This is a genomic window from Winogradskyella damuponensis (genome assembly GCF_039538385.1).
Taxonomy (GTDB): domain Bacteria; phylum Bacteroidota; class Bacteroidia; order Flavobacteriales; family Flavobacteriaceae; genus Winogradskyella; species Winogradskyella damuponensis.
In genome coordinates, this window is record NZ_BAABCB010000002.1 from 500,530 (window position 1) to 525,373 (window position 24,844).

25 protein-coding genes are annotated in these 24,844 nt (G+C 32.4%); 9 read left to right on the top strand and 16 right to left on the bottom strand.

Annotation, left to right across the window (positions count from 1 at the left end; genetic code table 11):
• Nucleotide 1 precedes the first annotated feature (1 nt).
• The 5 genes from mrdA to purH all read right to left on the bottom strand — a co-directional run bounded on the left by mrdA (nt 2) and on the right by purH (nt 6,049).
• A complete protein-coding gene (gene mrdA / locus ABD730_RS02325; protein ID WP_334467484.1) occupies nt 2-1,936 on the bottom strand; it encodes a penicillin-binding protein 2 in 1,935 nt (644 codons plus the stop codon).
• A complete protein-coding gene (locus ABD730_RS02330; protein WP_344712261.1) occupies nt 1,933-2,274 on the bottom strand; it encodes a hypothetical protein in 342 nt (113 codons plus the stop codon). Before ABD730_RS02330 ends, mrdA begins: the two co-directional genes overlap by 4 nt.
• A gap of 175 nt (nt 2,275-2,449) precedes the next feature.
• Entirely contained in the window at nt 2,450-3,253 is an 804-nt protein-coding gene (gene mreC, locus ABD730_RS02335; protein ID WP_344712263.1) for a rod shape-determining protein MreC, read from the bottom strand.
• Between the two features lie 10 nt (nt 3,254-3,263).
• Nucleotides 3,264-4,292, bottom strand: coding sequence for a rod shape-determining protein (locus ABD730_RS02340; RefSeq protein WP_215928758.1), 1,029 nt, complete (start codon nt 4,290-4,292; stop codon nt 3,264-3,266).
• 227 nt (nt 4,293-4,519) lie between these two features.
• A complete protein-coding gene (gene purH, locus ABD730_RS02345) occupies nt 4,520-6,049 on the bottom strand; it encodes a bifunctional phosphoribosylaminoimidazolecarboxamide formyltransferase/IMP cyclohydrolase (protein ID WP_344712266.1) in 1,530 nt (509 codons plus the stop codon).
• Nucleotides 6,050-6,250: 201 nt separating this feature from the next.
• Between purH and ABD730_RS02350 the strand changes: the two genes are divergently transcribed.
• Complete coding sequence (locus tag ABD730_RS02350; RefSeq protein WP_215928762.1) at nt 6,251-7,504, top strand: ABC transporter permease; 1,254 nt, start codon at nt 6,251-6,253, stop codon at nt 7,502-7,504.
• A gap of 10 nt (nt 7,505-7,514) precedes the next feature.
• Here the strand turns inward: ABD730_RS02350 and ABD730_RS02355 are convergent, their stop codons facing one another.
• Nucleotides 7,515-7,973, bottom strand: a complete 459-nt coding sequence (locus ABD730_RS02355; RefSeq protein WP_215928764.1) for a GAF domain-containing protein — start codon at nt 7,971-7,973, stop codon at nt 7,515-7,517.
• A 92-nt stretch (nt 7,974-8,065) separates the two neighbouring features.
• On the opposite strand from ABD730_RS02355, the gene xrtF reads away from it, so the two are divergent.
• The 6 genes from xrtF to ABD730_RS02385 all read left to right on the top strand — a co-directional run bounded on the left by xrtF (nt 8,066) and on the right by ABD730_RS02385 (nt 13,654).
• The gene (gene xrtF / locus ABD730_RS02360) at nt 8,066-8,617 is read left to right on the top strand and encodes an exosortase family protein XrtF (protein ID WP_425583496.1); all 552 of its coding nucleotides are present in this window, start codon (nt 8,066-8,068) and stop codon (nt 8,615-8,617) included.
• Entirely contained in the window at nt 8,610-9,038 is a 429-nt protein-coding gene (locus tag ABD730_RS02365; protein ID WP_344712269.1) for an exosortase F system-associated membrane protein, read from the top strand. The genes xrtF and ABD730_RS02365 overlap by 8 nt, the downstream gene beginning before the upstream one ends.
• 50 nt (nt 9,039-9,088) lie before the next feature.
• Complete coding sequence (locus tag ABD730_RS02370) at nt 9,089-9,502, top strand: HYC_CC_PP family protein (RefSeq protein WP_215928769.1); 414 nt, start codon at nt 9,089-9,091, stop codon at nt 9,500-9,502.
• A gap of 71 nt (nt 9,503-9,573) precedes the next feature.
• On the top strand, nt 9,574-11,832 hold the full coding sequence (locus ABD730_RS02375) for a TonB-dependent receptor (RefSeq protein WP_344712271.1): 2,259 nt from the start codon (nt 9,574-9,576) through the stop codon (nt 11,830-11,832).
• 93 nt (nt 11,833-11,925) lie between these two features.
• Nucleotides 11,926-12,300 (top strand): heavy-metal-associated domain-containing protein, encoded by a 375-nt coding sequence (locus ABD730_RS02380; RefSeq protein ID WP_215928771.1) that lies wholly within the window; start codon nt 11,926-11,928, stop codon nt 12,298-12,300.
• Between the two features lie 241 nt (nt 12,301-12,541).
• Nucleotides 12,542-13,654 carry a polysaccharide lyase family protein gene (locus ABD730_RS02385; RefSeq protein ID WP_344712273.1) on the top strand — a complete coding sequence of 371 codons (1,113 nt, stop codon included), beginning with the start codon at nt 12,542-12,544 and terminating at the stop codon, nt 13,652-13,654.
• A 60-nt stretch (nt 13,655-13,714) separates the two neighbouring features.
• On the opposite strand, the gene ABD730_RS02390 is transcribed toward ABD730_RS02385, so the two are convergent.
• The 10 genes from ABD730_RS02390 to miaB all read right to left on the bottom strand — a co-directional run bounded on the left by ABD730_RS02390 (nt 13,715) and on the right by miaB (nt 23,328).
• Complete coding sequence (locus ABD730_RS02390) at nt 13,715-14,368, bottom strand: DUF6090 family protein (protein ID WP_334467467.1); 654 nt, start codon at nt 14,366-14,368, stop codon at nt 13,715-13,717.
• A 143-nt stretch (nt 14,369-14,511) separates the two neighbouring features.
• The gene (gene groL, locus ABD730_RS02395) at nt 14,512-16,143 is read right to left on the bottom strand and encodes a chaperonin GroEL (protein WP_334467465.1); all 1,632 of its coding nucleotides are present in this window, start codon (nt 16,141-16,143) and stop codon (nt 14,512-14,514) included.
• Between the two features lie 116 nt (nt 16,144-16,259).
• Entirely contained in the window at nt 16,260-16,535 is a 276-nt protein-coding gene (locus ABD730_RS02400; protein ID WP_215928773.1) for a co-chaperone GroES, read from the bottom strand.
• A 151-nt stretch (nt 16,536-16,686) separates the two neighbouring features.
• Nucleotides 16,687-17,034 (bottom strand): preprotein translocase subunit SecG, encoded by a 348-nt coding sequence (secG, locus tag ABD730_RS02405; protein ID WP_215928774.1) that lies wholly within the window; start codon nt 17,032-17,034, stop codon nt 16,687-16,689.
• A gap of 1 nt (nt 17,035) precedes the next feature.
• Entirely contained in the window at nt 17,036-17,989 is a 954-nt protein-coding gene (locus ABD730_RS02410; protein WP_344712278.1) for a hypothetical protein, read from the bottom strand.
• A 3-nt stretch (nt 17,990-17,992) separates the two neighbouring features.
• Nucleotides 17,993-18,496: an LptE family protein gene (locus ABD730_RS02415; RefSeq protein ID WP_334467460.1), complete on the bottom strand. Its 504-nt coding sequence runs from the start codon at nt 18,494-18,496 to the stop codon at nt 17,993-17,995.
• A 152-nt stretch (nt 18,497-18,648) separates the two neighbouring features.
• The gene (locus ABD730_RS02420; protein WP_344712280.1) at nt 18,649-19,914 is read right to left on the bottom strand and encodes a sigma-54 interaction domain-containing protein; all 1,266 of its coding nucleotides are present in this window, start codon (nt 19,912-19,914) and stop codon (nt 18,649-18,651) included.
• Between the two features lie 48 nt (nt 19,915-19,962).
• On the bottom strand, nt 19,963-20,901 hold the full coding sequence (locus ABD730_RS02425; protein ID WP_344712282.1) for a hypothetical protein: 939 nt from the start codon (nt 20,899-20,901) through the stop codon (nt 19,963-19,965).
• Between the two features lie 124 nt (nt 20,902-21,025).
• Complete coding sequence (locus ABD730_RS02430) at nt 21,026-21,880, bottom strand: hypothetical protein (RefSeq protein WP_344712284.1); 855 nt, start codon at nt 21,878-21,880, stop codon at nt 21,026-21,028.
• 2 nt (nt 21,881-21,882) lie between these two features.
• On the bottom strand, nt 21,883-23,328 hold the full coding sequence (gene miaB, locus ABD730_RS02435) for a tRNA (N6-isopentenyl adenosine(37)-C2)-methylthiotransferase MiaB (protein WP_215928786.1): 1,446 nt from the start codon (nt 23,326-23,328) through the stop codon (nt 21,883-21,885).
• Nucleotides 23,329-23,565: 237 nt separating this feature from the next.
• On the opposite strand from miaB, the gene ABD730_RS02440 reads away from it, so the two are divergent.
• Both ABD730_RS02440 and ABD730_RS02445 read left to right on the top strand, forming a co-directional pair.
• Complete coding sequence (locus ABD730_RS02440) at nt 23,566-24,354, top strand: hypothetical protein (RefSeq protein WP_344712288.1); 789 nt, start codon at nt 23,566-23,568, stop codon at nt 24,352-24,354.
• Between the two features lie 44 nt (nt 24,355-24,398).
• A complete protein-coding gene (locus ABD730_RS02445) occupies nt 24,399-24,827 on the top strand; it encodes a hypothetical protein (RefSeq protein WP_334467451.1) in 429 nt (142 codons plus the stop codon).
• Nucleotides 24,828-24,844: the final 17 nt, after the last annotated feature.

The following is a 24,844-nucleotide window of genomic DNA, read 5'->3' on the forward strand; positions in this document are numbered from 1 at the left end:
ATTATAATTTTACGTTGCTTTGATTTGGATTTTCAATAGCATAGTTGTCAATGACTTGGAGGGTGGTCTCTCCATTTATTTTAAATGGTTCTCCAGAATATGGTTTTTTATATTCATTTTCTAAACTATGGGTTAAAATCCATTTTTCCAAGTCGGTTCGTGTAATATGACCTTTAATATATTTTTCTATCATTAAACTTGCCATTCGTCCGGCAAAACGACCTCCCCAATATCCGTTTTCAACAAAAACAGCAATCGCAATCTTTGGATTGTCTTTAGGTGCAAACGCGACAAAAATAGAGTGGTCGGTAAGTTGTGTTTTGACTCCATCTATTCTTATGAAATTTTCAGCAGTACCTGTTTTTCCACAAATATCAATACCAGGAACTCTTATGTGTTTTGCTGTACCCTCGTTATAAACATCAAACATCCCTTGAACTATAGGTTCAAAATGTTCTTTATCAATAGTGGTGTATTTTGGAGTTCTATATTTAATATCTATGGTGTCGCCTTCAATGTCTTTTATAATATGTGGAGTGTAGTAATATCCACGATTACCAATAGCTGCAGCCATATTAGCCAACTGAATTGGAGTGGCTTCAACTTCTCCCTGACCAATGGCGTTAGAAACGATATAGGTTGAACCCCAACGATTATCACCATAAGCCTTGTCATAATAATCTCCATCAGGAATTCTACCAGGTTGGCCTACGGATAAATCGTTATTTAAAAAGTTACCTAGCCCAAAACTCTTTGCGTGTTTTGCCCAAATATTCATCCCATCTCCAGCGTCATCATATTTATCTACGATACGACGATACACATTCACAAAATAAGCATTACAAGATTGTGCAATACCAGAGTTCATAGAAACTGGACTTTTGTGATGGTGGCAACCTGTTAAACGTCGATTGCCATAATAGTAACCCATTCGACAAGGAAATGTTTCATTAACGGAAACCACACCTTCTTGTAGCCCTATAAGAGCGTTGATTACTTTAAACGGCGAACCGGGAGCATATTGAGCCTGTAAACCCCTATCAAAAGTGGGCATGTTAATCGTGTCTCTAAATAATCGACTAAAATTTTTATTACGTTCTCTTCCTACAAGCAAATTAGGATTGTAACTTGGACCTGTAACCATAGCTAATATTTCACCGCTTTGAGGATCTATAGCGACTATACCACCACGTTTGTTTTTCATTAATAACTCGCCATAAGCTTGTAGTTCTGAGTCTATGGTTATTGTAATATCCTTTCCGGGTTGAGGTAAAGTGTCTAATGCTCCTTCTTTAAAAGGACCAATATTTTTATTAAAACGATCTTTTTGAATAAACTTTATACCTTTTACTCCTCGTAGTACTTCTTCGTACGTTTTTTCAACACCTTGCTTACCAATAAGGTCACCCAATACGTAATAAGGTTGATTTTTTATGGTTTGACGATTTACTTCACCTAGATCGCCTAATACATTAGCACCAATATTGGTTTGATATGAACGGAGTGATCGTTTTTGAATATAAAAGCCTTCAAATTTTCGCATTTTTTCTTGAAGTACAGCGTAATCTTTCTTTGATAGTTGTTGTACAAAAGGTGAAGATAATCTTGGCGAGTAATTAGTGGCCCTTTTTAGCTTTTTATCGTATTCTTCTCGTGTTATTTTTAATAATTCGCAGAATTCATTTAGTTCTAATGAGTCTAAAGGCTTAACTTCTCTAGGAATCACCATTACATCGTAAGAAGGTTGATTGGCAACTAAAAGTTTTCCGTTTCTGTCATAGACATAACCACGTTTAGGGTAATTGTATTCTTTTCTAATGGCAGTGTCTTCAAAAATATTGTAAGCAGAACTATTGTAAACTTGAAGGTAAAACAAGCGCGCAATAAAAACAAGACCAACAAGAATTACAGTGGTTAGTAATAATAATTTTCTCATTTTTTGTTTCGGCTAAATAAAATTATAATCAATACGCTTAGTATTATAGTGAAAATACTAGAAAATAACGTTTTTTGTAAGATTAAAAGTATGTTGGAAATGTTAAAAATTTCTAATGAGAACAATATTAAATGGTGAATTAGAGTACCTAATGAAATATAGGATATTAAGCTGCCCATGTCTGTGTTGCTAAACTTTATACTTTGGTGTTCGTATAACATACCAAACGCACTTTTTAAAAGTATAGGTCTTACATAGGCTAAACTTACAGCAGCAGCTGCATGTACTCCACCAGAATCTGAAAACATGTCTACAAACATACCTAGTAAAAAACTCACTAGTAAAAGAACAAGACGTTCTTCCCTTATTGGAAATAGGAAGATGAAAATAATATAGATATATGGGTTAATATACCCCAAAAAGTTAATTTGATTACATATCACAACCTGAGTTAATAATAGTAAAATAAACCTAGCGATATTTATGCCTGTAACATTATTCATCACTACTATTTTATAAATTTAAGATTTCGTTACGGTCTAAGTTTTCTAAAATATAAACGGTGCCAATATTGGTCATGTCGTTAAACAATTTTACTTGTATTGTGTAGGTATCACCACTAATATCACTTTCAAAACTAGAAATGGTACCAATACCAATACCTTTTGGGAAGATTGAAGATTGTCCACCTGTTTGAATTGTATCTCCAATTTTTACAGGTGCAAATTGAGAAACGTCTTCTAGTTGAGCATAGATAGGAGATTCTCCATTCCATGTTAAAGAACCAATATGGTTTGTAGATTTTAACTTCGCATTAATTCTACTTCTTGTATTTAGAATAGATAAAGCTCTTGAGTAATTATTTGATGTATTATCAATAATACCAATGATTCCTTTAGAGGTAATTACGCCAAAATCTTCTTTAATACTATCATTTCTTCCTTTGTTTAATGTGAGGTAATTATTGGTAGAGGAATAACTGTTTTTATACACATCTGCAATAGTGACTCTGTATATTGATTTAGAATATGTTGTGTCAATAAATGAAGAGTCGGTTGTTGTATTTCTATTAAATAGTTGTTCTCTTAAGCGTTTGTTTTCTTCCGAAAGAATATCATTTTCAGTTTTTAAGTTGAAATATTTGTCAACAGAATTGATGGTGCTATAAACTCCTCCTGTTAATCCATTGGCTGAGTTTATGAATTTACTCCTATGATAAGAATGCGATTGAATGGTTAAAGCTAAGGCAATACTAAAAAGTAATAAAAACAACAGAAAGGTTTTGTTTCTTATAACAAAATTTAAAATTTGCTGCATTATTTACTTTTTATTTAATCAATACGCTTTTGTATTTAGGTAAGTTTTTAAGCACAATACCTGTACCTCTTACTACAGCTCTTAAAGGGTCTTCTGCAATATAAACAGGTAAATCTGTTTTTTGCGACAAACGTTTATCGAGACCTCTTAACATAGATCCTCCACCTGCTAAATAAATTCCAGTATTGTAAATATCTGCAGCTAATTCTGGAGGTGTTTGAGATAAGGTTTCCATGACAGAGTCTTCAATACGTAAAATAGATTTATCTAAAGCTTTTGCAATTTCACGAAATGAAATCTGAACTTGTTTCGGTTTCCCTGTTAACAAATCACGACCTTGTACACTCATATCTTCTGGCGGCAACTCTAAATCTTCAGTAGCTGCACCAATTTGAATTTTAATTTTTTCGGCCGTTCTATCTCCAACATATAAGTTATGTTGCGTTCTCATGTAATAAATAATGTCGTTTGTAAATACATCACCTGCAACTTTTACAGATTTATCACAAACAATACCGCCAAGAGCAATAACTGCGATTTCAGTGGTACCTCCACCTATATCAACAATCATATTTCCTTTAGGTTGCATAATATCTACACCAATACCAATGGCAGCGGCCATTGGTTCATGTATTAAATAAACTTCTTTTCCATTAACACGCTCACATGACTCTTTTACAGCTCGCATTTCTACTTCGGTAATACCAGAAGGAATACAAACTACCATACGTAATGCTGGGTTAAAAAACTTTTTCTTTAATGCAGGAATATTTTTAATAAACAAACTTATCATTTGTTCTGAAGCGTCAAAATCGGCAATTACACCATCTTTCAATGGACGAATTGTTTTGATATTTTCATGCGTTTTTCCTTGCATCATGTTGGCTTCCTTACCAACTGCTATTATTTTTCCGCTTATGCGGTCTCTTGCTACTATAGATGGATTGTCAACAACAACTTTGTCATTGTGGATTATCAATGTATTTGCGGTTCCTAAATCTATGGCTATTTCTTCCGTTAGGAAATCAAAAAATCCCATGTGCTATTCTTAATTATTTGGGTTATTTGTATCTTATTCTTAAGACTATCTGTAAAAGTAGTAAAATATACGTTATTTATATGTTTAAAGATGTTTATTGCTAAACTTTTTTTATTTTTTCTTTTACTTTACCAATAAAACAAATTAGAAGAGCGCTTTGATAAAAAAAAAGAACCCAAAATTAAGATGGTTTGTATCTTTATTTTGGGTTCTTTAAATGACGTTTTTTAATGTTTAAAATGACGTGTACCTGTCATTACCATAGCAACATTGTTTTCATTACAATAGTCAATACTTAATTGGTCTTTTATAGAGCCACCTGGTTGAATTACAGCGGTAATGCCAGCATTGTTTGCAATTTCTACGCAATCTGGGAATGGGAAAAAGGCATCACTTGCCATTACGGCTCCTTTTAAATCAAAATTAAAAGATTGTGCTTTGTGAATGGCTTGGTTTAAGGCGTCAACACGACTTGTTTGTCCGGTGCCACTAGCGCATAGTTGTTTGTTTTTGGCCAAAACAATTGTGTTAGATTTAGTGTGCTTACAAATTTTTGAAGCAAATATTAAATCGTCTAATTCATTTGAAGTCGCCGTTGTTTTTGTAACTGGTTTTAAACCTTCAAGTGTATCTGTTATATTATTTCTATCTTGAACTAAGATACCATTTAAACAACTTCTTACATTGGTTTGTGGCATCTCTATATCTTTCAAGATTAAAAGGATTCTATTTTTCTTACCTTTTAGAATTTCTAAAGCTTCATCAGAAAACGATGGTGCAATGACAACTTCGCAAAATAATTTGTGAATTTCTTCAGCAGTAGCAACATCAATTTCAGTATTACTAATTAATACACCGCCAAAAGCAGAAACAGGATCACCAGCTAAGGCATCTAAATAAGCTTGGTGTAAGGTGTCGCGTTGTGCTAAACCGCAAGCATTATTGTGTTTTAAAACGGCAAAGGTTGGTGCATCGTTTTTAAATTCTAACATTAAATTTACAGCTGCATCAACATCTAAAAGATTGTTATAGCTTAATTCTTTACCATGTAGTTTTGTGAAAATTTCATCAAAATCGCCAAAGAAGAACCCTTTTTGGTGTGGATTCTCTCCATATCGTAAAACTTTTCCTTTATTTTCTGAAATTTTTAAAGATGGAATTTCATGATTTTGGTTGAAGTAATTAAAAATAGCTGAATCGTAATGAGAAGACACATTAAATGCTTTTGCAGCAAATTGTTTTCTGTCTTCCTCAGATGTTTCTCCATTTTTAGTTTCTAATAAGTCTAAAAATTCTGCATAATCGTCTACTGAAGACACGCAAGTAACATCAGCGTAATTTTTAGCAGCAGCTCTAATTAAAGAAATACCTCCAATATCAATTTTTTCAATAATATCTTGATTGCTTGCTCCAGAAGCAACTGTTTTTTCAAAAGGATATAAATCTACGATGACAACGTCGATTTGTGGAATATCAAATTCTTTTAATTCGGCAACATCTCCGTCGTGGTTTTGGCGATTTAAAATACCTCCAAAAACTTTAGGGTGTAAAGTTTTTACACGTCCGCCAAGAATTGAAGGGTAAGATGTTACATCTTCTACTGGTACAACGTCAATTCCTAAATCTTTAATGAATTTTTCTGTGCCTCCTGTAGAGTAAATGGTTACGTTTAAATCGTTTAGTTTTTTAACGATTGGTTCTAATCCATCTTTACTAAATACAGAAATTAGTGCCGATGAAATGGTTTTGTTGTTCATAATGTTGTGTTGTGTTTTAGATGCGGCAAAAATACGTATATTCACAAATAAAAGCTTGATGCAAAATGTAGTTTCTTTAAGTTTTTTGTAACAATAAATTGTTGAAAACGTCCTATCTTTAAAATATTGAATTTATTGTCCTTTTTTAGCTTTGGTTAAAATGCTAAAAATCACTTAAATTTTTTATAAAACAACCCTTGCATGCTGGTCTATTTACGTTTACTAAAAGAGAGTTTTTCATTTGCGCTAAATGCGCTTCGCACAAATAAACTCAGAACATTTTTGTCACTTTTAGGTGTTACGGTTGGTATTTTTTCTATCATCGCTGTTTTGGCAGCGGTTGATTCTTTAGATAAAACTATTCAAGGTCAATTAAGTTCTTTAGATAGTAATACCATGTATTTGGCTAATATGCCTTTTGGTCCAACAGATGTACCGCGTTGGCAAAGAGAAACTTTTGATGAGGTGTCTTATAATGAATACAAAAGCATAAAATCTTCTGTAGCTGATGCAGAACATGTGGCTTTGCAACTCTTTGTAAAACGCGAAAATATTAGATACGAATCGGAATTGGTAAGTAGTGTGAATACTGTTGTTGTATCTCATGAGTTTATTGATATTCAGGTTATGGAATTTGAAAAAGGACGTTTTTTTAGTGAGTCTGAATCTAATTCTGGACGACCAGTTGTGGTTATCGGATCTGAAATTGCAAAATCACTTTTTGGTGAACTCGAACCAATTGGTAAAAAAGTACGCCTTTATGGTCAGAAATTTACGGTTATTGGAGTCGTTAAAAAAGAAGGCTCAGGTCTGTTTGGCGACAGTAATGATGTTTCAATATTTCTTCCAACGAATTATGTGAGAAATCGATACGGAGATAATAATCCGTTTATGAAGTATATTGTTGTAATTAAGCCTAAAAAAGATGCAGATATCGAAGGTTTAAAAGCAGAAGTTGTTCAGTTGATGCGAAATAAAAGAGGTTTAAAGCCAGATGAAATAGATACCTTTTTTATTAGTGTTATTTCTGGACTGCAAGATGTTATTGATACTATAATAGGCAGTTTAAATTTAATAGGTTGGGTAATTAGTGGGTTTTCGCTTTTAGTTGGCGGTTTTGGTATTGCAAATATTATGTTTGTGAGTGTTAAAGAACGTACTAATCTTATTGGAATACAGAAATCGTTAGGAGCTAAGAACAAATTTATATTGTTTCAGTTTTTATTTGAAGCTGTGATTTTGGCTGTAGTAGGTGGGTTAGTAGGTCTTTTTTTAGTATGGATAGGAACTCTAATTGGAAGTTATTACGCTGAAGATTTTGAATTTGTACTTTCTCCTCAAAATATGGCTCTTGGATTTTTTATATCTTCAATAATTGGTTTAATTTCAGGAGTGGTTCCTGCACTAACAGCATCAAGGTTAGATCCAGTGGAAGCTATACGTACAGGAATGTAGAATTTAGTTTTTATTTTAATAAAGAAGCCACCTCTTTACAAACAAATTCTAAAAACCGTTCATCGGCTTCTGTAAAAGGGTCTGGAGTATTAGAGTCAATATCTATTTGTCCAATATTTTCTCCATTTATAAAAATAGGAATAACTATCTCAGCCTTAACGGTTATGCTACAGGCAATGTAATTATCTTGAGCTGTTACATCTGGTACCACAAAATTCTGATTGCTAATAGCAACTTGTCCGCAAATACCTTTACCAAATGGAATAATGGTATGGTCCGTTGGTGCACCAACGTATGGTCCTAGTTTTAATTCGTCTTTATCTCCATTTTTAAAGTAGAAACCAACCCAGTTATAATAACTTATATTTGCTTCAAGAGTTTCGCAAATTTTAAGTAAACGTTGGTCAATAGTGCAATCGTCTTGTGTAACAATTGATTTTATTTTAGGTTTTAAGTCTTGTAAATTCATAGCTGTGAAAAACTTTTGCCAAAAGTATTTAAAATGCGCTATTTTGAATTACTGTTTTCATAAATTTAACATCAAACTAATATACTTAACATTTGAGGACACTTTTAGTGAAATATAAACTTGTTATACGCTTTATAATCACGTTTTTAGCTGTTTATGGAGTTTTGACTGTTGGCTATAATTTATATTTAAATGTATCTGATGGTTCAAAGTTTTACCCAGATTATTTAACTCATTTGGTAGCTGAGCAAACAAATGCGCTGTTAAATGGCTTAGGTTATGAGTCTAATATTATGCCTCACCCCAATGAGTCGTCAGTAAAAATCATCATTAACGGAACATATGTAGCGCGTGTCATAGAAGGTTGCAATGCTGTTAGTATTATCATTTTGTTTTTGTCTTTTATAGTAGCTTTTGCAAGTAAATTTAAAACCACACTTATTTATTGCTTTGCAGGAAGTATTATTATTTATGCTTTTAATTTAATTAGAATTGTAATCCTTTCAATAGGCCTTTATCATTATCCTTGGCGAAGAGAAATTTTACACACTGTTATTTTTCCTATGTTAATTTACGGCACCGTTTTTTTGCTTTGGATGGTTTGGGTAAACCGATTTTCTAAAAATATAAAGACCAATGCATAAAATTGTCACTTATTTTTTAATTGGATTACTACTAATGTTGTTAGTCTTAATAAGGGCTTATGAAAACGTACTATTTTACGACCCCTATTTAACCTTTTTTAAAAATGACTATTTGTATATAGATAGTCCAAGACGAGAAATTGTAAAATTGGTTTTAAATACAACGTTTCGGTTTGTGTTAAATACACTTATTTCTTTAGGGATTTTATATCTTATATTCAAAGACAGGAGTATTATTAAGTTTTCTGCGTTAATCTATTTTGTAGCTTATGTATTATTGCTTATTCCGTTTTTGTATTTTGTAGTAAATCCTAAACAAGAAGATTATTATCTCTTTTTTAATATTAGGAGGTTTTTAATACAGCCAATAATTTTAATTTTACTCTTTCCAGCCTTTTATTACTATAAGCTAAATCGTTAATAGTTTTATAATTCTACTTTATCAATTCAATAATTTTGTAGCTTTGCATTGTGAAATTTTCATATACACATAAAGCCTTTTCTATAGCGTTATCAGTATTGGTTTTGTTTTCTACATTATCATTAACTATTGATAAACACTTTTGTGGAGATGTTTTAGTCGACGTAGCCATTTTTTCTGAAAGTGAAAAATGTGGAATGGACATTTCTAAAATGGAAGCAACAGATATGGTTAAAAAAAGCTGTTGTAAAAATGAAATTGACGTCATTGAAGGCCTTTCTGATTTAACGTTCAATTCATTTGAAGATTTTGATGTAATTAAACAGCAAGTATTATTTGCTTACAGCTATTCTTACATCAATCTTTTCGAAGGTTTGCCCAACTTGGTCATTCCTCATAGTAATTACTTACCGCCAACATTAGTTAAAGACATTCATCTCTTAGATGAAGTTTACCTCATTTGATTCCGTTATAGCCCTTCGTTAAAAAGGAAGCACATAATTGTGTGCTATTGTTATACCCGAAATTCAAACAAATGAAAAAATATTTATTTATAAAATTCATGTTCTTGTCGCTTATGCTTTCTGCGCAAGAGCAATTAAAAGGAGTTGTTTTAGAAACAAGCAGCGGAAAAGAAATGCCATTACCAGGCGCCAATGTGTATTGGTTAAGCTCATCAGTTGGAGCAATTACAAATGAAGATGGTACGTTTACGTTACCTTATAAATTTTCTTATAATAAATTGGTTGTTAGTTATGTTGGCTTTAAATCTGACACTATAACCATAAGTGAAAATAAGTATATAAGACATATACTTCAAGCGAGTGACGAGTTAGATGCTGTAGAAATTACATCTCGTAAACAAGCTACTCGAAAATCCTATTTACAAGCAGCAAATACCTTTACAGTTACAAGTGCAGAATTGTTAAAAGCAGCCTGTTGTAACTTAGCAGAAAGCTTTGAAACCAATCCCTCAATAGATGTGAATTTTGCCGATGCTATTTCAGGTTCAAAACAAATTAAAATGTTGGGTTTAAACTCACCTTATATTTTAATTGCAACAGAAAATATTCCTGCTATAAGAGGCGCATCTCAAGCTTATGGTTTAAGTTTTATTCCAGGTACTTGGGTAGAAAGTATTCAGATAACTAAAGGTACAGGTAGTGTGGTTAATGGGTTTGAAAGTATTGCTGGTCAAATTAATGCCGAAATGGTAAAACCTACAACTGATGATAAATTATTTGTAAACCTTTATGGAGCTTCAAGTGAGCGTTTAGAACTAAATACGCATATAAATACTAAAGTTTCAGATAAGTGGAGTACAGGTTTGTATGTGCATGGAAATACACATCAGGAAAAGCATGATGTTAATGACGATGGCTTTTTAGATATGCCAATGTACAATCAGATTAACGTTATGAACCGTTGGCAATACACCAATCCAGAAAAAGGCGTGGTTAGCTTTATTAATCTGAGATATCTTAATGACGAAAAGCAAGCAGGACAAGTAGACTTTGACCCGCAACGTGATAAGGGTACAACTAATTATTGGGGAAGTGAGATTGATACTGAACGCTTTGAGATTACTACGAAATTAGGCTATGTAAACCCAGAAATTCCGTATCAAAGTCTCGGATTTCAAACAGCATTTAGTCACCATCAACAAGATTCTTATTTTGGGTTAAACCAGTATGATATTAAACATAATAGTTTTTATTCTAACTTGGTTTATAATTCTATTATTTCAGACTCCAGACACAAAATTAAAACAGGAGTAAGTTTTACTTACGATCATTATAATGAGCTTGTAAACAATCATAATAACGCGCTTCTAAATAATACAACCTATAAACGAACAGAGAATTCTGTGGGTGGCTTTTTTGAATATGCTTTTGATAACTTAGATAAATTATCATTAACAGCAGGAATGCGTGTAGACCAACATAATAAACTTGGTTTTTTTGTGACACCGCGTTTGCATGTGCGATATACACCTTGGGAGAAATCAGCATTGCGTGCATCTATAGGAAGAGGAAAACGAAGTGCTAATATTTTTGCAGAAAACCAAAATATATTTTCAAGTTCAAGACAGATTAATATTTTAAATTCAGAAGGGAAAATTTACGGATTAGATCCGGAAATTGCTTGGAATTATGGTATTAGCTATTTGCAAGGCTTCAACTTATTTGATAGAAAAGCCGATGTAACTTTCGATTTTTATAGAACCGATTTTCAAAATCAAGTCGTTGTAGATTGGGAGAATCCTTATGAAGTCAATTTTTATAATTTAGAAGGAGATAGCTATGCAAATAGTTTTCAATTTGAATTTAACTATAATGCTTTTGAACATTTTGATGTTAGAATGGCTTATAAGTATTATGATATACAAACAGATTATATCTCTGGTAAATTAGAAAAGCCATTAGTGCCAAAACACCGTTTGTTTGCTAATGCATCGTACGAAACAGAAATAAAGAATAATGGACAATGGAAATTTGATGCGACATACAATTGGTTAAGCGGTCAGCGTTTTCCGAGTACGGATTTAAGTGCATTACAGTTTCAGTTAGCAGATGAAACACCAACAGTTGGAACTTTAAATCTGCAAGTTACAAAAGTGTTTTCTCCAAAATTTGAAGTATATTTAGGTGGAGAAAACGTGACTAATGTACGTCAAGATAATCCCGTAGTTAGTGCAGATAATCCGTTTGGTTCAAATTTTGATAGTAATTTTGTATATGGCCCAATTTACGGAAGCATGTATTACGCCGGATTGCGATTTCGTATAAAATAATTAGTTCTTGTAAAAGCAAGAATTCATAAATAGAAATTAAATTAAAACAAATAAGTTTCTGCTTTTTGCAGGAATAACTAAAAACAAATCAAGATGAAAAAAGTAATTTTAATGTTTACATTATTAGTAACAACCATAGCTTTTGCACAAGACAAAAACAAAAAAGCAAGCATTGAAGTTGATGGTGTTTGTGGTATGTGCAAAGAACGCATAGAAAAAGCAGCAATTAGAACCAAAGGTGTAAAATCTGCCGTTTGGAGTGTAGATACACATGAGTTAAAACTGATTTTTGATGAGCGCAAAACAGATTTAAAAACGATTTCTAAAAAGGTTGCTTCAGTAGGTCATGATACTAAAGAAATTAAAGCTACTGAAGAAGAATATAACTCGATACATCCATGTTGTAAATATAGAGATGAAGAGGTTAGAAAAGATCATGAACCAAAGGAAGAGGAGAAGAACAATTAATTTGGTTTCCAGAATAAAAAAAGACATAATATGTTTTAGCCTGAATTTATATTCAGGCTTTTTTTATGGTTTTGTGATACAGAACTTAATTATAGTTTAATATTAATTTGACGCTTTAAAAGTTTTAAGCGAACTTCGTTAAGATCTAGTATTCGTTTTAAAACAAATTTAATATCAGTAAGTTGGGATTGGGTTTTAAAATAAGCAGTAAGAAAATACCAGTATTTTTAGTCTTTTAAATATGAAAAAATGTGTCTTTCCAATCTTAATGGTTGTTTTATTATTCGCTTTAAATAGTTGTAATAAAAATGATGAAACTACAGAGCCAATATTAACAGATATTTCTATAACATCATCTGAAAGTTTAATTGCTTGGGCAGACAATGATGATTTGATGCAAAAACTAGACAATGCATTATATTATAATTACGGAAATGCGCTTGAGAGTGAAACTGAAAAACAACAAATTTTTAATGCAGATACAACTCAGGTAATTGCAACAATAGATTTTAAAATAGGATTTCAAAATACTTATAACGACTTAAATCCAAATAATAATTTAGTAACAATTCAACTGATAAAGAATGTTGAAAACCCAAGTCCGCAAGGAGTAGAACTAAAAGCTGACGGACCCGGAAATACCTACGATTTAATTACTTCAATATTAGCACCTGGTTATAATCCAATAGAAGTGCCAGATTGTAATCATCCAGAATTTGGAGACCATATTGATGAGCTTTTTGATAGTGAGTTAAACACAAATGTTTTTCGGTTTTATATACATGCTTCTCCAGACAACGACCGTTGTATCAATTTTGACAGACAACGAAATGAGATAAAAACGTATGACCAATCTCCAGATAATTTATTAGGAGTAGACAACGAAAAAGTTGTTTACAAATGGAAATTCAAATTAAAATCAGGATTCCAAACGTCTCCAAATTTTACGCATTTACACCAGCTAAAATCTGTAGGAGGATCTTTGGCTAGCATGCCAATGTATACTTTAACAGCGCGAAAAGGGAATCCGGATAAATTAGAATTGCGCTATGCCGAAACAGATGACCAAAATACCCTTACAGAAACAGATTTAGCTCCTTTTGTAGATACTTGGTTAGAGGTTACCGAAATCATAAAATATGGCACATCAGGAACCTATGAAATTGAAATAAAAAAAGTGAGTGATAATACAACTTTGTTTGCCTATTCAAATTTTTCAATTATAAATTGGAGAGCTGGAGCAACTTTTGTACGACCAAAATGGGGCATCTACAGGAGTTTATTAAATGCGCAGGATCTTAGAGATGAAGAGGTGTTATTTGCCGATTTTAGTATTACAGAAATAGACGAGTAATTTTGATGGTTTTGTGAGAGTAACAAGAGCTTAAAGACCTCGTAGTATGTGTTTGTTTCTTTAGTTTAGGTTGGCTTCAATTTCTGCAATAAGAATATCACAACTTTCAATACCAAGTTTTGTGGCTGCTTTCTTATCGTTAAAAGTGGTTAATAACGCTCTTACAATATTTTTTAGTTTAATTTCATCTAAAAATGGACCTTTCCCTTGTGGTATAAGATCATAATCTGAATAGTTAACTAAGTAGTTGCCTAAATAATCCTTTATTAAGCTTGTATGTCTTACATAAACATCTGCCATTTCATCGTAGTTGGAGTAGTGCTGTTGAATTGTTGTTTTTAGCTTAAAATTTTCAATTAATTTTAAATCTCCTGAATTGATTAAGGTTTTATAAGTAATACTTTTTGGACTGAAATTCTCATATTTTACAATGTCAAAAATATTATACATTAATTGCATGTCTTGATCTTTTTCAGAATTTAAAACAGGAATAATTTTAGAGCAAGTCATTAATTTTTTATCAATGGCTTCAATATTTTTTTGAAGTTGAATTTTATCTGCTTCAACATCACTTTTAAGATTGGTAAGGTACTGCGTTTTAAGTTTATTATCTTTTACGTTTTCAGCACATTTATTCATGCTAAAAGCAATAGAGATTCCTATAATAACAATAATAATTTCTCTTAAAGTATACTTCCAAGTTGATTTTGCCATTGGTTTGATGGATTAGATTTTTAAATCTAATGAATTTATTCCAAAATAAAAGCCTTTGATATAAATCAAAGGCTTTTAAATTTATAACTGTAGTTTAACTTTGTTCACTAACAGTTTTATACATTAGGTATCGATGTTTTTTATTACATCATTCCTGGCATTCCGCCTCCACCCATTGGTGGCATAGCAGGTGCGTCTTCTTTAATATCTACTAAAGCACACTCAGTAGTTAAGATCATACCAGCTACAGAAGCTGCATTTTCTAAAGCGATACGTGTAACTTTCTTAGGATCGATGATACCAGCTTTAAGCATGTCTACGTAAGTTTCAGTTTTAGCATCGTAACCAAAATCCTTCTTACCTTCTAATACTTTATTGATAACAACAGAACCTTCGCCACCTGCATTTTCGACAATAGTACGTAAAGGTGCTTCAATAGCTTTATTTACGATTTGTACACCTGTTGTTTCGTCTAGGTTATCTGTTGTGATTTTCTCTAAAGTTTTCTTAGCTCTTACTAAAGCAACTCCACCACCAGCAACGATACCTTCTTCAACAGCAGCTCTTGTTGCGTGTAAAGCATCATCAACGCGGTCTTTCTTTTCTTTCATTTCTACTTCAGAAGCAGCACCAACATAAAGTACAGCAACACCACCAGCTAACTTAGCTAAACGTTCTTGAAGTTTTTCTTTATCGTAATCAGACGTTGTTGTTTCTATTTGAGCTTTTATTTGGTTGACACGTGCTTTAATATCAGCCGCTTTACCTTCACCATTAACAATTGTTGTGTTGTCTTTATCAATCGTTACTGTTTCAGCAGTACCAAGCATAGAAAGATCTGCATTCTCTAAAGAGAAACCTCTTTCTTCAGAAATAACAACACCACCTGTTAAGATTGCGATGTCTTCTAACATGGCTTTACGTCTGTCTCCAAAACCAGGTGCTTTTACAGCAGCAATCTTCAATCCACCACGTAGTTTGTTTACAACTAAAGTTGCTAATGCTTGTCCTTCAACATCTTCTGCGATGATTAATAATGGACGACCAGATTGTGCAACGGGTTCTAATATTGGAAGAATTTCTTGTAAGTTAGAAATTTTCTTATCAAATAATAAAATGTATGGATTTTCTAAATCGGCAATCATTTTATCAGCATCTGTAACGAAGTAAGGTGATAAATAACCTCTGTCAAACTGCATACCTTCAACAACGTCAACGTAAGTTTCCATTCCTTTGGCTTCTTCAACAGTAATAACCCCTTCTTTACCAACTTTTCCGAAAGCTTTAGCGATTAAATCACCAATAGTGTCATCGTTGTTAGCAGAAATTGCAGCGACTTGCTTAATCTTGTCAGAATCGCTACCTACTTTTTTAGATTGCTTATCTAAATCTTTAACGAGTGCTTCAACAGCTTTGTCTATACCTCGTTTTAAATCCATTGGATTTGCACCTGCGGCAACGTTTTTAAGCCCTTCTTTTACGATAGCTTGAGCCAATACAGTTGCTGTAGTTGTTCCATCACCAGCTAAATCGTTAGTTTTAGAAGCTACTTCTTTTACCATTTGAGCTCCCATGTTTTCAAGCTCATCTTCAAGCTCAATCTCTTTTGCTACAGAAACACCATCTTTAGTTACTTGTGGTGCACCAAATGATTTTCCAATAATGACATTACGGCCTTTTGGTCCTAATGTTACTTTAACTGCATTTGCTAGAGCATCTACACCGCGTTTTAATCCGTCGCGTGCTTCAATATCAAATTTAATATGTTTTGCCATTTTTTTTTGTTTTTGCTTTTAACTGTTAGTTGTTGGCTACCAGCTAAATTGTTAATTTACAACTGTTTTATTTGTTAATACGCTAAAGGCTAAATACGCCAAAAGCCAAATACTTTTTAGATTATTGCTAAGATGTCGCTTTCACGCATCATTAAGTAATCTTTACCTTCTAGTTTAAGTTCAGTTCCACCGTATTTTCCATAAAGTACAGTATCACCAACCTTAACTGTTAGTGGTTCGTCTTTTTTTCCATTTCCAACGGCTACAACTGTTCCTTTTTGTGGTTTTTCTTTTGCGTTATCTGGAATAATAATTCCTGAAGCTGTTTTAGTTTCAGCTTCCTTAGGTTCAATTAGAACACGGTCTGCTAAAGGTTTAATGTTTAAACTCATTTTGTTGTATATTTTTTAGTTGTTTAATTAATAAATTACGCTTTAGCGTAGTTCGAAAATTATGCCAAGACAGAAAGTCTGACAAAGTTTCAGATATAAAAAAAGCCAGCTGAATGAGCTGGCTTAGTGTTATTTTATAATGAGAGTTTAGTTAACCTCCTATTGAATCGTTTGTTGTAGCTGAATTGTTAGTTGGAGCTGGTGTTGAAATTGGCATTTCTGTTGATTCATTAGTATCTAAAGCTTTAGATTCTGTACTTCCGCCAGAACCAATTGTAAGATTAGATGCTAAGATTAAAACAATTAATGCTGTTGCTAAAAACCAAGTACTCTTATCTAAAAAATCACCAGTTTTTTGAACTCCTCCCATTTGCTGTGTGCCACCACCACCAAAAGATGATGATAATCCACCTCCTTTAGGGTTTTGTACCATAATGACTACGACAAGTAGAAACGCAACGATTACTATTAGTATTAAAAATATTGTAAATGCACTCATTTTATATTGTATTATTATCTTTTAATTCTTTTACCAATTTTATTTGGTGTGCAAAGAAACTACTTTTTTCTGGATATTTCAAACTTAAAATCTTGTAAGATTGAATTGCCTTATCGTAGTTTTTTTGTTCTAAATAAATTCGTGCCAAAGTTTCAGTCATTAAACTGTCTGAAATAGGATTGTCATTGTTGACTAGCTTTGGTTTTGGAGCATTGCTAGAAACAGGTTTAATCTTTGGGTTTTCACTAATAAATTTATCTATAATAGCAAGTTTGTCTTGCAATGGTGTAGCTGGTTCTTGCTCTAAATCGTCCTTTTTAGATTCTGTTTTAGGTTCAATTTTTGTTTCAGTTTCATCTCGTACAATTGGTTTGAAACTTGTGATTTTTAACCATTCTGTAAATGAATGGTTTTCAGATTTATCAAAATCTAAAGGTTTACCAATATTAAGTTGCTCTTCGGCTGTAATGTTTTTTACATCTACCGAGATAATAGAGTCTTCTAATTTTAAAGATTGCGGTTCTGTTTTAGGTTCGGGCATAGGTTTTGCCTCGAATAAACCTGGATCTAAAACTCCTTCAGTTGCTTTAATATGTTCTTTTAAAGCGTCGTCTATAGTTACACTTTTGTTAACAGAGATGTCATCTATTTCATTAACTTCTATAGATTTTAGATGCTCTATGTTTTGTTTAATATGTTCAGATATTTCATTCTGATTAAAAACCTCAGAAGTAATATAGTCAAATAATACACTACGATCTGTAGTGTGTGCGGCCGTAACTTTTAACGCATTATTGTATTTGTAGCTTTCCTTTTGTTTTAAACCTTTAAGGTAAAGTGCTTTTAAGGGCTGAAAATAAGGATATTGCTTAATGGCAGAAGCTAATACTTCGGTTTGAGATGCTGTTATGGCTTCTGGGTGTTGTAATAAATATGTGAGTTCTTGAAGCTGCATGTTTTACCAATCTGCTAATGAGGCGTTAAGAATATCTTGCGTGAGACGTTCTAAAATCTCTTCGTGTGCTGTATCTTTTATGCTTCCTGTAAGTTGATCGTTGGCTGGGTAATCGTAAAAGAAAGAAAAGCGTTTTTCAAAATCCTTTTCTTCATTCTTTGTGTTGATGTAACGTACATTTACACTTATAGTTAATCTGTTTTGCGCAGCTGTATTTTCTGCAGTTGCTGTCATTGGCGAAATACGGTATTCTGTAATTTCCCCTTCATAAATAACTTCGCCTCCTGTAGTTACTAAATTGGCACTTGTTTGGTTAACGATGAGGTCTTCGAGCGTGTTTTTAAATAATTGATCTAAACCTGGTTCTACTAAATCGGCATTATTTTGAAAGAAATTTACCTGAAATGTTTCAGGTGTTTCTGTAATACCAGTAAATGAATAGTTGACTTTACATCCAAAAGTTGTAAGACAAATCGTTAATATAAAAATGTATTTTAAAATTTTCAATTAATAAATATTTGGTTATTCATAGTTATAAAAGCGTAAATATAGCTTTCATTTACTTATGTCTAAATTATTTTTATTGGTTTGATGGCACATTTATCACAACTAGTTCTCTAATAACGCAAGTTTAGTTATGAATGTTTTACAAACTTATCTTAAAGATCAAATTGCTTAATTTTTCTATATAACGTACGCTCACTGATGCCTAATTCAGCAGCAGCTAATTTACGTTTACCACTGTGACGTTCTAAAGATTTCTTAATTAATTCTAATTCTTTGTCATGTAAAGATAAAGTTTCCTCTTCTTCTATTTCTTCTGCAAAATGATATTTGTCTTCTACATCTGAAACTATAGATTCGTTAGTTTCTGTACGCTGTGGTATAGATAAAACTTCCAAATCTTCAACAGCAGCATCAAATGCTTCGTCTTTATCGTCTCCGTAAATTTTTTGAATTAGATGTTCGTTGTCTTTTTGAACCTCAGATACACTTCCTTTTTTCATGAGTTCCATGGTGAGTTTTTTAAGATCGTTTAGATCTCCCTTCATGTCAAATAAGACTTTATATAAAATCTCTCTTTCACTACTAAAATCACTTTCAGATTTAGAACTGTTTACTACAGCTGGTAAATTACTGCCTGTATCGGGTAAATAATTCTGAATCGTGACACCATTTATAGTTCTGTGCTGTTCTAAAACAGACACTTGTTCTGCAACATTTCGTAATTGACGAATGTTTCCATTCCAGCGGTATTTAGTGAGTAAGTTAACGGCGTCGTCTGTTAGCTTTACCGTTGGCATTTTATATTTTAGAGCAAAGTCACTAGCAAACTTTCTAAATAACAGATGAATATCTTCTTTACGCTCTCTAAGTGGAGGTAAATTGATTTCAATAGTACTTAATCGGTAATATAAATCTTCTCTGAATTTTTCTTTTTTAATGGCTTCAAACATGTTAACGTTTGTCGCAGCTACAATTCTTACATCTGTTTTTTGAACTTTACTAGACCCTACTTTTATAAACTCTCCATTTTCTAAAACACGTAGTAAACGTACCTGAGTTGTTAGTGGTAACTCTCCAACTTCATCTAAAAAAATAGTACCTCCATCTGCAACTTCAAAATATCCAGAACGTGTTGCTGTTGCTCCTGTAAAAGCACCTTTTTCGTGCCCAAACAGTTCACTGTCAATAGTGCCTTCTGGTATTGCTCCACAGTTTACGGCAATGTATTTGCCGTGTTTTCTGTGTGATAATTGATGAATAATTTTGGGAATACTTTCTTTTCCAACACCACTTTCTCCTGTGACTAATACCGAAATATCAGTAGGAGCAACTTGTATTGCTTTTTCGATAGAACGATTGAGTTTAGGGTCGTTTCCTATAATGCCGAAACGTTGTTTTATGGCTTGAATAGATTCCATATTAAATGATCACAATGTTGAGATTCTCTTTTTTAATTATTTATAAGGTTAATTTACGTAAGTAAATCTTTCGTTGATGGTTGCTGATAATTCTGGGCTAGAATTAAAATCCATATCACGTTTTGTAATTCTACCTGCGCTATTATATTCTAAATCAAAAGTAGCGCTCTCTCCATTAAAAGTTGCTGCATTCCAGTTGTTGGTAGAAAGAAATTGAGCTATTTGTGGACCAATTTCATCAGAATACTCATCGCGTAAAAATGATAGAAGGTAGTTATCTTCATAAACCACTTTTAGAGGATTTATATTATTGTCAAACTGATATGTTGTATTGCTTTGTGTTTCTCCTGTCGTTGTACTGCTTGTAATATTACCAGCTGTATTGTAAGATATTGTTTCGGTTTGAATAGACACATCACCATCAAACGATTCTTTTTTAATTACACGGTCTGAACTATCTACTGTGAATACTGTAGAAATTGTAGAGCCTACTTTAGTTCTTGTGATGGTGTTACCATCGTAGGTGAAATTATAATTGTAATCGTCAAAATCATCTTCGTAATAGTCATAAGTAATATTAGATACAACTCCATTCGTATAGGTAATTATATACTCATTTGTAGTTACACCTGCAGAGTTTACAGAGATATCACTAATAATTTGACCAGAACCATTACGGGTAATTTGTTGGTTTTCGGTTACAAATGGACTTCCGCTTAAAGATACCTGATTAATAGCTGAAGCAATTTTGTTGTTGCTAATACTAAAGTCTGATTTAGTATTGGTTTGAACGGGAGTACCAAAAAAGTCAAAGCTAAGTTCTGTGTCTAACTCATATAATGATAGCGTTAAGTCTCCGCTTTCACTACCATTGTTTCCACCACCTCCGTTGCTGCCGCTGCCTTGAGTGTATGCAGGATCTAAAGGTTCAACGTCACAAGCTGTAATTACAGTAAGGGTGAGTAATAATAAGATTAGTTTTTTCATTGATGTTTTAATTTTTTTTAATTCTCATAGCGATGAGAACCTAGTTGGACTTAATAATTTTTTTTTTTTTTGAATCAACTACGAATAGCATAATTTTCACCATTCTTCAGTTATACTTTTGCTGTTAGTAATACGTATAAGTTAGCGTATTTATTACTTCACCTGTTGCTACATTTGTTATGGTTACAGACATAGGGTAATCATCATCGTTGTAAACATAATTATAGGTTAATGTATTTCCTTGATTATCGGTTTTACTTAACACATTGTTTGGTGACATGTCTATGGTGTTATGATCATCCATAAAATAGAGTGCTAAATTGTAGCCGTCCATAGATTCTGCTATCGGATTTTTTTTATCGTCATACGTATAGGTGTTGCTGTAATCAGCTTCAGTACCATAATTTATTGAGGTATGACTTTCAATAATATTAAAATTACTATCATATGTATAATCCGTTAAATTCCAAACAGAGTTCGCATTATTTATTAAGGTGACTTTTTTTTGCGTTAAATACTTTAAATTATCTGAACTAAATGTCCATTGAATATTTAAATCATCTTCTTCTATATCTGAATCCATTTGGTCATTGTAGTTGAGGATGTTATTGTTAATTACAACGTTAGAATCCGTACTATAACCGAATGTTATATAATGATAATTAGAAATACTTTCATCAGTGTAAGTGAGATTTATAAACGCCTCTTCAGTACCATAAGTGTGGTAAGAACTGTTAAGTTTATTATCGTTTGAATATTCAAATTCAGATAGAATATAATTATACTCAGGAAGGGCATTGGTATCTGTAATGGAAACTAATCTTCCGTTTAAATCGAAATAAAAATTACGCTCATTATTTTCTCTAACATCAATAATGTGTTTAATAATTAGCGTGTTAGGTGTTTCTGTTTCTTGGTTATCATCAGAACTACAGGAAAACATAGAGGCAAATAGGATGATGTAAAGAGTGTATTTCATAATTAATTATTTTTAGAATATCCAATAGCTTTACCTATTAGAGTTGCGCTTGTGCAATCTGTAATTAATACATTTACTAAATCTCCTACTTTGTAATGTTCTTTTGGGAAAACAGCTACGGTGTTGTCAGAAGTTCTTCCAGACCATTGAGAATCCGATTTTTTAGATGCTTTTTCTATTAAAACTTCAACTGTTTTATTAAGGTGATTTCGTGTGTTAATTTCACTGTACTTACGTTCTAAAGCTATAATTTCACTTAAACGACGTTTTTTTGTTGCCTCAGGAACATCATCTTCCATTTTGCGTCCAGCTAAAGTTCCTGGCCGTTCAGAATAAGTAAACATATAACCGAAGTTGTATTTTACATATTCCATTAGCGATAAGGTGTCTTGATGGTCTTCTTCAGTTTCTGTAGGGAAACCAGCAATTAAATCAACGCTTATTGAACATTCAGGAATTATACGTTTAATATTATCAATAAGTTCAAAATATTCTTCACGCGTATGTAAACGGTTCATTTCTTTTAAAATACGATTACTTCCACTTTGTACAGGTAAATGAATGTGTTTACAGATATTATCGTATTTGGCCATTGTTTCTATAACATCTAATGTGAAATCCTGAGGATTGGATGTTGAAAAACGAATACGCATTTTAGGCTGTGCTTTAGCACATAGCTCTAATAGCTTGGCAAAATTTACGGCTGTTGCTTTTTGAAACTCAGAGGCTTTTTCAAAATCTTTCTTCAAACCGCCTCCATACCATAAATAACTGTCAACGTTTTGTCCTAACAGTGTTATCTCCTTAAAGCCTTTAGACCATAGGTCGTTAACTTCTTCAATAATACTTTGTGGATCTCTACTGCGCTCTCTTCCTCGAGTAAAGGGAACAACACAAAACGTACACATGTTATCACAACCACGAGTAATAGAGACAAAAGCTGTTACTCCGTTGCTATTTAATCGTACAGGAGAAATGTCGCCATATGTTTCCTCTTTAGAAAGGATAACATTAATGGCGTCTCTACCTTCATCAACTTCGGCAAGAAGGTTTGGTAAGTCTTTATAAGCATCAGGACCTACAACTAAATCTACAATTTTTTCTTCGTCTAAAAATTTGGTTTTTAAACGTTCTGCCATACAGCCTAACACTCCAACTTTCATTTTTGGGTTTAGTCGTTTTATAGCATTGTATTGTTGTAACCGTTTTCTAACGGTTTGTTCGGCTTTATCTCTAATAGAACAGGTGTTTACCAAAACAAGATCTGCTTCTTCAAGAGTTTGTGTCGTGTTAAAACCCTGTTCAGAAAGAATAGACGCTACAATTTCGCTATCACTAAAATTCATGGCACAACCATAACTCTCTATAAATAGTTTGCGTTGGTTACCGTCTTTTTTATCCAAGATTAAGGCCTCGCCTTGTTTATTTTCGTCTATAATTTTTTCCATATTTATTTTCCTCAAAACTCGAAAGCGGAAAGCTAAATTCTATTTCTATCTAATCTCAATAAGGATGCAAAGATAATATTATTTTATAGATTGTGACAAAGTGGCAGTTATAATTTAGTTAAGATTTATTTTAAGCCATAGTATTGTGTCTGTGTTTAAAAGGTTTGTTAAGATAATAGTTGAATATCTCCTAAAAATAGCTTTAGTTTGAAAAACTAACTCAGACTGCCTTAAAAAATGAACACCACAGATATTAAAAACCGAATAGTAAACGCAAAAGCATTAGATTTTGGTGTTATTTTTAATCAATCTATAGAATTGTTTAAAAAGGTTTGGGTGCAAGGATTGGTTACATTATTACTAAATTTAGTTTTGGCTATACCTGTAATAATGGTTGTTTATATCCCTTTGCTATTTTTTGGTTTTATGAATGCGCTTACATTTGAGAATGGTTATGATACTCATGATTCGACAAGTATGGGTGTTGTTTTTGGACTTGTATTTATTGTAGTTTATATTTTTTTAATTGTAGCAATGAGTTCTATAGCGTTTGGTCTTAAAGCTGCTTTTTATAGAATTTGCAAACTGAAGGATTTAGAACAAATAGGTAAAGAAGATTATTTTTATTTTTTCAAAAAACCTTACTTAAGTAAAACAATTAAATTAGGTGCCTCATTTGCAGGTATTGCTATTTTGGCGACTATGTTATGTGTCCTTCCTTTAATATATGTTATTATTCCTTTGTCTTTTAGTGTGGTTGTATATGCTTTTAACCCAGAATTGTCTGTTTCAGAAATTATTACATTGTCTTTTGAACTTGGTAATAAAAAGTGGTTGATTTCATTTGGTCTTATTTTTATGACAGGAGTTTTGGCATGGATCGTTGGTTTTCTAATGTGTGGATTTGGAGTGTATGTCACTAAATCATTTAGTCATTTGCCTGTCTATTTAATATATAAAGACGTTATTGGTTTTGATGATGAAAGCGATCAAATGAGACGAATTGAGCAATTATCTACATTTTAACGCAACCTTTGAAGATGTTTTACATCTACAAATAAATCAATCTTATGAAATTCAGGAAAATTTTAATGCTGTCGTTGTTTTGTTTGTTAATAATGAATATGCAATGCAATGAAGATGATAATGTGGTTGTGCCTTGTGGTTTAGAAGTTGTAATAGATGCTGTTGCGTACCAAGCTGCAGAGTCACATGCAATAGATAGTGCTATTATTAATGAAGACTGCTTGGCTCTTATTGTTTCAGGTAGTGGTTGTGATGCTAGCACTTGGCTTATGTCTTTAATAGATTCGGGAAATGTGGCAGAGTCGTTTCCTAATCAACGCTATTTAAAATTAACACTTCATAATAATGAAGATTGTTTAGCCGTCTTCAATAAAGAAGAAAATTTTGATTTAACAGCGCTTAGAATTGAAGGGGTAAATGAAGTATTACTAAATATTGAAGGGTTAGAAGAATCAATTTTATATTCATATTAATTAAGACTTATAAATAT